Origin of the sequence: Saccharopolyspora hirsuta (genome assembly GCF_008630535.1) — a bacterium.
Classification (GTDB): Bacteria; Actinomycetota; Actinomycetes; order Mycobacteriales; family Pseudonocardiaceae; genus Saccharopolyspora; species Saccharopolyspora hirsuta.
Genome location: NZ_VWPH01000044.1, coordinates 1 through 557 on the forward strand (window position 1 = coordinate 1; position 557 = coordinate 557).

The window sequence follows — 557 nt, forward strand, 5'->3', positions numbered from 1 at the left end:
ATTGGCATGGCTTCGGCGGTGCGCTTCAGCCCCGCTACATTGTCGGCGCAGGACCACTTGACCAGTGAGCTATTACGCACTCTTTCAAGGATGGCTGCTTCTAAGCCAACCTCCTGGTTGTCTCAGCGATCCCACATCCTTTCCCACTAAGCGCACACTTAGGGGCCTTAGCCGATGCTCTGGGCTGTTTCCCTCTCGACGATGAAGCTTCTCCCCCACCGTCTCACTGCCACGCTCAACTCGAATGTATTCGGAGTTTGGCTGATCTCAGTAACCCGCGAAGGCCCATCAACCAACCAGTGCTCTACCCCACCCAAGCAACACGCGACGCTGCACCTAAATGCATTTCGGGGAGAACCAGCTATCACGGAGTTTGATTGGCCTTTCACCCCTACCCACAACTCATCCCCCAGGTTTTCAACCCTGGTGGGTTCGGGCCTCCACACGGTCTTACCCGCGCTTCACCCTGGCCATGGGTAGATCACCCCGCTTCGGGTCTACACCACGCGACTCACACGCCCTCTTCAGACTCGCTTTCGCTCCGGCTACCCCACACA

General features: G+C 57.8%; 1 rRNA gene. It reads right to left on the minus strand.

What is annotated here, in order from left to right:
- Positions 1–557: ribosomal RNA gene (locus tag F1721_RS34240) — 23S ribosomal RNA — on the minus strand; the annotation flags it as partial.